Here is an 8,102-nt window from a genome sequence, read left to right on the forward strand (position 1 = left end):
GGAGGCGGGGTCTTGGTGGTGGTGCTCATGCGGCCGACAATGCGCCGAGAGGGGGGCGAGGATCAAGGGGTTGTGGGGGCGCTGGCGCCGGACTGCTTATGTAGCCTTGGGCCGCCCGACGCCGAAACGATGGCCGACGGGTTTCACTTGGCGCTTGGGCACAAATGCCGTAACCTGAGGTCGACATCAGCTAGGAGCCTGCGGGGTGAACGCGGATCAGTTCGAACGGTGGCTTAGGAAGCAGGGGATCGAGGTTCGGGACAAGAAGGGGACTGGGCACAAGTTCCTTCTGAATCCCGCCAACGGAAAGACGTCCCAGATTCCGACGCACGGCGGGCGCAAACAGCTCAAGACGGGCCTGATGGAAGGGATCAAGAAGGATCTGGGCCTGAAGTAACGCCCGATTCCTAATCGCGATCACTTCCATTTCGCCCCATTAGAAGGGGTTAGGAGATGGACAGCTATCCCGTCGAATTCGAGCCTGACGACGATACGGTGATGGCCATCGTGCCCGATCTGCCCGGATGTCGCACGTTCGGGGACACCGAGGCCGACGCCCTGCGCCATGCCGTTGGCGCGGTTCGGGCGATGATTTCGGGCCTGATGGACGAGCGCCGCGATATCCCACCTCCGTCACCGGCGGAGGGCCGGCCCACGGTGCGCCTTCCGGTTCTTGATGCCCTCAAGCTGCGCCTGTACCAGGAACTGCGGGCGCGCGGGGTGTCTCAAAGCGACCTTGCCCGGCGCCTGGGGAAGAGCCCGAAGGACGTCTGGCGCCTTTTGGACCTGACCCACGCCAGCCGCATGGACCAGATCGAGGCCGCCTTCGCCGCGCTGGGCTTGGTGATCGAGCCCACGGTGCGTGACGCGGCGTGACGCGACGCGGCGCCGCACCCTACTTCCCCACCCTCCCCACCAACCGTTCCCGCGCCGCCGGCAGGGGCTGGTTTCGCGGGTGGAAGACGTGGCGTTCCAGGAAGAAGCCGGTCAGGCGCAGGCCGTCGGACATCTCGTGTGCCGGGCCGGGCGGGTGCCCCAACAGGAACGGTGGCAGCGGCAACAGCCGGTCACGGTACGGTTCGCCGGCCGAGGCGGAGACGGCGCGACCGCTCTTCGGCGACACATACACAAGATTGTCGTTGGTCCCGGTCGCCGCGCACCGGGACAGGTCGAGCCCGAACCCCAGGTCGGCCAGCAGGCGCAGTTCCCACACCACATAGGCGGCCTCGGCCGGCAACGAGTCCGGGGCCTCAACCCCGGCCAGCAGAGATAACAACGCCGCCGTGTCGTCGAACAGGCGGGGCAGGGGCTCGCGCTCCGGCGCCGCCGCGTCGGCCACCGCGCACAGGGCGGTCAGCAGCGCCAGCCGACCGGCGTCGTCCATGATCCGCGCCGCCAGGGCGTCGGTCATCTCGCCCGTCAGGGTCCCCAGGTGGTCGGCCAGCCGCGCCTTCCAGGTCACCGACAGGCGGTTGCCGGGCTGCCACAGGCCGCGCGCCGCGCGGCCGATGCCGCCGCGCACCAAGCCCGGGTGGCGGCCGTGCGCGCGGGTCAGCACCGAGGCCAGCACGCTGGTCTCGCCGTGCGGACGGGCGGACAGGACGATGGCGTCGTCGCGCCACTCAACGGCCATTCAGCCCCACCTCAAGGCCAGGGACAGAGCGAACCAGCCCATGCCGGCCAGGATGCCGGCCAAGCCCACGAACAGCAGGATCGGCGCCAGCCAGCGCGGCACGGGCCAGAGATGCTGTCCCACCAGCACGACGAGACAGATCGCGCCGACGGCCAGCAGGATCATGCTGCCGCTGTTCATGGTACCCTCCGTCCCACCCGTCGGAGCGGACCCTTTCCGGCAGGGCTTCGACTCACGCGTCGAAGTCCAGGCCCCATTCCGTATAGTGCCGCCGGTCCTCCCACAGCCGCTCGTGCACCTTGACGTACAGGAACAGATGCACGGGCCGTTCCAGCAGGTCCGTCATTTCCTGCCGCGCCGCCGTGCTGATGGCGCGGATGCGCTGGCCGCCCTTGCCGAGCACGATGGCTCGCTGGCTGTCGCGCTGCACGTAGATCACCTGGTCGATGCGCACCGAGCCGTCGGGGCGCTCCTGCCAGGCTTCGGACTCGACCAGGGTGGCGTAGGGCAGTTCCTGGTGAAGCTGGTGGAAGATCTGCTCGCGCGTGATCTCCGCCGCCCACAGGCGTTGCGGCAGGTCGGAGACCTCGTCCTCGGGGAACATCCACGGGCCGACCGGCGCGGCCTCGGCCAGATGCGCCAGAAGGTCATCGGTGCCGTCGGCGTTCAGGGCGGAGATCATGAACACGGCGCCGAACACGCCCTCGGCGTCCAGGGCCGCCGCCAGCGCCAGCAGCGACTCCCGCTTGACGGTGTCGATCTTGTTCAGCGCCAGCAGGCAGTCGGTGCGGCCCTGATCGCGCAGCCCTTTGACGATCGACAGCGTGTCGTCGTCGAGCCCGCGATGGGCGTCCACCACCACCAACACCTGATCGGCGTCCGCCGCGCCGTCCCAGGCCGCCGCCACCATCGAGCGTTCCAGCCGGCGTTTGGGGGCAAACACGCCGGGAGTGTCGATGAACACGATCTGCGCCGGGCCGTGCAGCGCGACGCCGCGCACGCGGGTCCGCGTCGTCTGCACCTTGGGACTGACGATGCTGACCTTGGTGCCGACCAGGGTGTTGACCAGGGTCGACTTGCCGGCGTTTGGCGCGCCCATGACGGCGACGAAGCCGCAGCGGGATTGGGGATCGGTCAGGGTCATGACGGGTCGAGCCGGCCGAGAAGCAGGGCGGCGGCCTTCTGTTCGGCCTGGCGCTTGGACGATCCCTCGGCCGTGGCCGGTTCGTGGCCCTCGACGCGGGCCGCCACGGTGAAGGTGGGCGCGTGCGCCGGCCCGGCGGTCGCGACGGTCTCGTAGGCGGGCAGGGGCAGCCCGCGCCCCTGCGCCCATTCTTGAAGGGACGTCTTGGCGTCTTTCGGCGGGGCCGGGTCCTCGTCCATCAACGGCGTCCATCGCTCGACAATGAAACGTCGGGTCGCCTCGTACCCGGCGTCCATGTACAGCGCCCCCAGCACCGCCTCGCACACGTCGGCCAGCAGGGCCGGGTTGTCGCGCCCGCCAAGGTCTTCCTCGCCGCGCGACAGGCGGATCAGGCGCGGCAGGTCGAGGTCGCGGGCGACGCGGGCCAGGGTTTCGCCGCGCACCAGGGCTGTGTGCCGGCGTGCCAGCGAGCCCTCGGGCTCGGCCCGGAAGCGGCGGAACAGCATGTCGGCGATGACCAGGCTGAGCACCCGGTCGCCCAGGAACTCCAGGCGTTCATAGCTGCGCGGCCCGCCGCCGATGCTGCCGTGGGTCAGGGCTTGGGCCAGCAGCCGGTGGTCCTGGAACCGGTGTCCCAGAAGGGTTTCAAGCGGACCGGCCGCCTCGCTTGCCGCGACGGAGCCGCGATCACCGGACACGGTCCGCGCTCCTCAATGGACGGTCGTGAACAGGCGGTCGGTGCGGATGGCCATGGGCCATTTCCAGACCTCCCAGAGCGCCGCCGACCGGTCGGTGGAGAAGAACAGGATGTCGGCGCGGCCGACCAGGTTCTCGCGCGGCACGAACCCGACGTCCGCCCGGCTGTCGGCGGAATTGTCCCGGTTGTCCCCCATCATGAAGTAGTGGCCTTCGGGCACGGTGAATTCCCGCGTCTGGTCCAGCGGACCGGTGTCGCGCCGATCCTCCAGGATGGGGTGCGAGCGGCCGTTGGGCAGGGTCTCGATGTACTGCGGCGAGCGATGCACGCTGCCGACCTGATCGTGCCACACCGCGTCCTGCACCCGCTCGCGCTGGACCGCCTCTCCGTTGATGTGCAGCACGCCCCGCACCATCTGGATGCGGTCGCCGGGCAGGCCGATCACGCGCTTGATGTAGTCCGCCGACGGGTCCGACGGCAGCTTGAAGACGGCGACGTCGCCGCGCTCCGGCTCCGATGCCAGCACGCGGCCCGGGAACGGCGGAAAGCTGAACGGAAATGAATGGCGGCTGTAGCCGTACGAGAACTTGGAGACAAACAGGTAGTCCCCGATCAACAGGGTCGGCACCATGGACGCCGACGGAATGTTGAAAGGCTCGTAGGCCACGGTGCGGATGACGATGGCGATGAGGACAGCATAAATGATGGTCCGGATCGTTTCGCCGAACCCGCCGGTCTTCTTCTTTTGCATGAAGAGGCTCGTCTACCCTTCCGAGATCAATGCCGGGTCCAGCCCGCGAAAGAGACGGCCCGCCCGGGAGCGGTGATCAAGCCAGCCGAATATGGCAAAGTCAAGGTTTGCTGGTCAGACGGGCGCCAGGTCCGTCAGGAGTGCCGCGCGGCGGGGCGGTCGGAGGGGGCCCCGGGGTGAGCCTTTGGGCGGGCCTCGTCCATCAATGCCCGCATTCGGCGGATCGACGCGTCGAGGCCGACGAAGATGGCCTCGCCCACCAGGAAGTGACCGATGTTCAGTTCCCGGATCATCGGGATGGCGGCCACCGGTCCCACGGTGTCGTAGGCGAGCCCGTGGCCGGCGTGGATCTCAAGGCCGGCCTCCGTGCCGAGCCGCGCGGCCTCGCGCAGGCGGTCCAACTCGCGGGCGCGGGCCTCGCCCTGCACCTCGCAGTAGGTGCCGGTGTGCAGTTCCACGACCGGCGCGCCGAGGGCCACCGCGGCCTCGATCTGGCGCGGGTCAGGTTCGATGAACAAGGAGACACGCACGCCCGCCTCGCCCAGCGCCGCCACGAAGGGAGCCAAGTGGGCGCGTTGGCCGGCGGCGTCCAGCCCGCCCTCGGTGGTGCGTTCCTCGCGCCGTTCCGGCACGATGCAGGCGGCGTGCGGGCGGTGTTGCAGGGCGATCGCCAGCATTTCGTCGGTGGCCGCCATCTCCAGGTTCAACGGCAGATCGATCTCGCGGCTCAGGCGGACGATGTCGTGGTCCGAGATGTGGCGCCGGTCCTCGCGCAAATGGGCGGTGATGCCGTCGGCGCCGGCCTCGGCGGCGATTCGCGCGGCTCGCAGCGGGTCGGGAACCAGGCCACCGCGCGCGTTGCGGATGGTGGCGACGTGGTCGATGTTGACGCCAAGACGGAGCAAACGGGCGGGCATGGCGGACGGCTTTCGTGACAGGGTGCTGAGAGGGGACCTCACCGCCTGGCGCGGTCCACGGTGTTGACGGCGTTGGAGGCGCGCAGGGCGGCGATGATGTTGGTCAGGTGGCGCACGTCGCGCACCTCGACGTCGATGACCATATCGAAAAAGTCGGCCGTGCGTCCCGTGATTTTCAGGTTGGTGATGTTGCCAAGATTCTTGGCGATGATGGTCGACAGGTCCGACAGCGAGCCCATCTGGTTGGCCACCACGAGACTGAGACGGCCGGTGTGGGGGTCGATCGAGGCATCGTCCTCCCAACTCAGGTCCAGCCAGCGTTCCGGCTGGTCGGCGTATTGCTCCAACTGCTCGCAGTCGATGGTGTGGATGGTGACACCCTTGCCGGTGTTGACGATGCCGACGATGCGATCACCGGGCAGGGGATGGCAGCACCGGGCATAGTGAATCGCCATCCCGGGGATCAGGCCCTTGATGGGGATGGGGCGGGTGTCGCCGCCACCGCCGCCGCGCGATTTGCTCCACCCCTTGCCGAACGGCTGGATCACGCGGGCCAGCCGGGGCTTGGTTTCCTTCAGGCCCGGATAGACGGCCGTGACGACGTCGCGCGCGCTGACGGTTCCGGCGCCGACCTCGGCGCACAGGTCCTCGACGGTGGGCGCGCGGAAGCGGTTGACGACACCCTCCAGGCCCTTTTCGGTCAGGCTGTAGCCGGCCTTGCCGAACTCCTTGGTGAGCATCTGCCGGCCCAGGCTCTGGTACTGCTCGCGTTGGCGCAGGCGGATGAAGCGCCGGATCTGGGCGCGGGCCTTGCCGGAGACGACGAAGTGTTCCCAGTCCGGGGACGGCGTCTGTGTCTTGCTGGTGGCGATCTCGACCTGATCGCCGTTGTTCAGGACGTGGCGCAATGGCACCAGCCGGCCGTTGACCTTGGCGCCGGCGCACTTGTTGCCGACGTCGGTATGGACGGCATAGGCGAAGTCGACGGGCGTGGCACCGGCCGGCAGGTTGATCACGTCGCCCTTGGGCGTGAAACAGAACACTTGGTCCTGGTACATCGCCAGCTTGGTGTGCTCCAGGAACTCGTCCGGGCTGGTGGTGTGTTCCAGGATCTCGATCAGTTCGCGCAGCCAGCGGTACTGCGACCCATCCAGCGTCTGGCGCACGCCCTGCTTGTAGGACCAGTGCGCGGCGACGCCGCGTTCCGCGATCTCGTGCATGTCATGGGTGCGGATCTGCACCTCGATGCGATTGTTGCGCGGCCCCATCACCGAGGTGTGGATGGACTGATAGCCGTTGGCCTTGGGAGTCGAGATGTAGTCCTTGAAGCGGTCCGGCACCATGCGGTAGTGAGCGTGGATCACCCCCAGCGCACGGTAGCAGTCCTCCAGGGTTTCCACCAAAATGCGGAAGGCCATGATGTCGGACAGTTGTTCAAAGCCGACCTCCTTGTCCCGCATCTTGCGCCAGATCGAATACGGGCTTTTCTCGCGCCCCGATACCTGCGCCTGCAGGCCCTGTTCGGCGACGACCTGTCGCAGTTCGCTCAGGATCACGGGCACCAACTGGCCGCCCTGTTCGCGCAGGTAGTCCAGGCGGGCCAGGATCGACGCCCGCGCCTCCGGGTGGATCTGGCGGAACGCCAGGTCCTGCAACTCGTCCTTGAGCTCGTGCATCCCGATGCGCTCGGCCAGCGGCGCGTAGATCTCCATCGTCTCGACGGCGATGCGCTGGCGTTTTTCGGGCTTCTTGACGAAGTGCAGCGTGCGCATGTTGTGCAGCCGGTCGGCCAGCTTCACCAGCAGCACCCGGATGTCGTTGGACATGGCCAGCACGAGTCGGCGAAAGTTCTCCGCCTCGCGGGTGGTGCCATCGGCCTGCAACTTGATCTTGGCCAGCTTGGTGACGCCGTCGACCAAAGTGCCGACCTCGGCGCCGAACAGCCGGCTGATGTCGTCGACCGTCGCGTCGGTGTCCTCGACGACATCGTGCAGCAGCCCCGTGATGATCGAGGCGCTGTCGAGCTTGTAGTTGGTGAGGATGCCGGCCACCTCGACCGGGTGCGAAAAGTACGGGTCGCCCGATTCGCGCAACTGCGAGCCGTGCTTCTTCACGGCATAGACATAGGCGCGGTTCAACACCGCTTCGTCAGCGTTGGGGTCATAGGCCTTGACGCGTTCGACCAGTTCGAACTGACGCATCATGGCCGGGCGCTCCGTACCCGGGGGGCGGCGGTACGTCTGTCACACGAAGCCCCCCGGCCCGAAGGGGCCGGCCGGGCATTCGGGGTGGGGCCTGGTGATCCGCGTCTCCGCCCGTGTGATCTCATGCCGGCTGCGTCCGCGCCTCCCGTCCCGCTGGCGCGACCTTACCGTTCGTCGCCGTAGGCCGGCGGGTTGTCCGGGTCGTACTCCTCGGGGGTGGTCGCCGGCTCGCTCGGCGCGTCGTTGTCGTCGTCCTCGCCGCTGTCCCCGTGCACGGTCAGGCCGTCGGCGAACACCTCTTCGGCCTCGTTGGCCGCCTCGCGCACGTCCATGGGAATCTGCCGCTGCCCGGCCAGGGCGTCGAACTCGTCCTCCTCGGGCTCATCGGGTTCGACGTGCTTCTGCAGGCTTTGGATCAGGCTGTTGGAGGTCTGCTCCGGATCGACCGTTGCCTCGGCGATTTCGCGCAGGGCGATGACCGGGTCCTTGTCGTTGTCCCGCTCGACGGTCAGCGGCGTGCCGGCGGAGATGTCGCGCGCGCGCTGGGCGGCCAGAAGCACCAGTTCAAAACGGTTCGGAATGCGCTCGATACAGTCCTCGACGGTCACGCGCGCCATGTGTGTCTCCCACAAAGAAAATCCGAGTGAACCAAGCTATATAGACGCTCGTCGCCGCCGCCGCAAGACGCCGTCAGGGCAATCGCAGGGCAATCGGGTGAATTAGGGCGTGACAACGCGCGAAAGTTCTGAATCGATC

At 67.9% G+C, this 8,102-nt stretch carries 10 protein-coding genes; 2 read left to right on the forward strand and 8 right to left on the reverse strand.

Translation table 11 applies throughout. The annotated features are described in order from the left end of the window. Positions 1-205: 205 nt before the first annotated feature. Together Q0309_RS12080 and Q0309_RS12085 are read left to right on the forward strand one after the other, a co-directional pair. Complete coding sequence (locus Q0309_RS12080; RefSeq protein WP_299441149.1) at positions 206-397, forward strand: type II toxin-antitoxin system HicA family toxin; 192 nt, start codon at positions 206-208, stop codon at positions 395-397. Between the two features lie 56 nt (positions 398-453). After that, on the forward strand, positions 454-876 hold the full coding sequence (locus Q0309_RS12085; protein ID WP_299441153.1) for a type II toxin-antitoxin system HicB family antitoxin: 423 nt from the start codon (positions 454-456) through the stop codon (positions 874-876). 19 nt (positions 877-895) lie between these two features. On the opposite strand, the gene recO is transcribed toward Q0309_RS12085, so the two are convergent. From recO to rpoZ, 8 genes are all read right to left on the reverse strand, one after another. Then, positions 896-1,633: a DNA repair protein RecO gene (recO, locus tag Q0309_RS12090; protein WP_299441156.1), complete on the reverse strand. Its 738-nt coding sequence runs from the start codon at positions 1,631-1,633 to the stop codon at positions 896-898. Further along, entirely contained in the window at positions 1,634-1,813 is a 180-nt protein-coding gene (locus Q0309_RS12095; RefSeq protein WP_299441160.1) for a hypothetical protein, read from the reverse strand. Positions 1,814-1,865: 52 nt separating this feature from the next. Beyond that, positions 1,866-2,777 (reverse strand): GTPase Era, encoded by a 912-nt coding sequence (gene era, locus Q0309_RS12100; RefSeq protein ID WP_299441163.1) that lies wholly within the window; start codon positions 2,775-2,777, stop codon positions 1,866-1,868. Next, positions 2,774-3,475 carry a ribonuclease III gene (gene rnc / locus Q0309_RS12105; RefSeq protein WP_299441166.1) on the reverse strand — a complete coding sequence of 234 codons (702 nt, stop codon included), beginning with the start codon at positions 3,473-3,475 and terminating at the stop codon, positions 2,774-2,776. Before rnc ends, era begins: the two co-directional genes overlap by 4 nt. A gap of 12 nt (positions 3,476-3,487) precedes the next feature. Then, positions 3,488-4,225: a signal peptidase I gene (lepB, locus tag Q0309_RS12110; protein WP_299441169.1), complete on the reverse strand. Its 738-nt coding sequence runs from the start codon at positions 4,223-4,225 to the stop codon at positions 3,488-3,490. 134 nt (positions 4,226-4,359) lie between these two features. Next, entirely contained in the window at positions 4,360-5,142 is a 783-nt protein-coding gene (locus Q0309_RS12115) for a pyridoxine 5'-phosphate synthase (RefSeq protein ID WP_299441172.1), read from the reverse strand. Between the two features lie 38 nt (positions 5,143-5,180). Beyond that, on the reverse strand, positions 5,181-7,346 hold the full coding sequence (locus Q0309_RS12120; protein WP_299441175.1) for a bifunctional (p)ppGpp synthetase/guanosine-3',5'-bis(diphosphate) 3'-pyrophosphohydrolase: 2,166 nt from the start codon (positions 7,344-7,346) through the stop codon (positions 5,181-5,183). A 164-nt stretch (positions 7,347-7,510) separates the two neighbouring features. Continuing rightward, entirely contained in the window at positions 7,511-7,963 is a 453-nt protein-coding gene (rpoZ, locus tag Q0309_RS12125; RefSeq protein WP_299441178.1) for a DNA-directed RNA polymerase subunit omega, read from the reverse strand. Positions 7,964-8,102 lie beyond the last annotated feature (139 nt).

This window comes from uncultured Rhodospira sp. (assembly GCF_937138205.1).
In the GTDB taxonomy this organism is placed as follows: Bacteria; Pseudomonadota; Alphaproteobacteria; order Rhodospirillales; family Rhodospirillaceae; genus Rhodospira.